We start from the raw sequence: 438 nt of genomic DNA on the forward strand, positions 1-438 counted from the left end.
CCGTGGCCCAATGGACCCACAGGACGACGAGATGAGCGCCGACGACGTCGTGCGTTTTCTGGAAGTCGTCTCGGAGTTCGGCGTCCGGAAGGTAAAGTTCACCGGCGGAGAGCCGATGCTCAGAGGAGACCTCGAAGAGATCATCGAACGCACGCCCGACTCGATGGAAGTCTCGTTGACGACGAACGGTACCTTCCTCCCGGGTCGTGCCGAGGACCTCCGGGAGGCCGGCCTCGAACGCGTCAACGTCTCACAGGACGCGCTCGACCCCGAGGCGTTCGCCGAAATCACGCAGTCCGGCGCGTACGAGAAGGTCATCGAAGGCGTCGAAGCCGCGCTCGAAGCCGGACTCGATCCGGTGAAACTGAACATGGTCGTCTTCGAACACACGGCCGGCTACGTCGAGGGGATGGTCGACCACGTCGCGGAGAACCCCGG

1 protein-coding gene is annotated in these 438 nt (G+C 63.9%); it reads left to right on the forward strand.

Going from position 1 to position 438, the window contains the following annotated elements:
- On the forward strand, nucleotides 1–438 hold a 438-nt coding region (locus tag DEQ92_RS22915), incomplete at both ends, for a radical SAM protein (protein ID WP_115821826.1).

The organism is Haloferax sp. Atlit-6N, from assembly GCF_003383195.1.
Taxonomy (GTDB): Archaea; Halobacteriota; Halobacteria; order Halobacteriales; family Haloferacaceae; genus Haloferax; species Haloferax gibbonsii.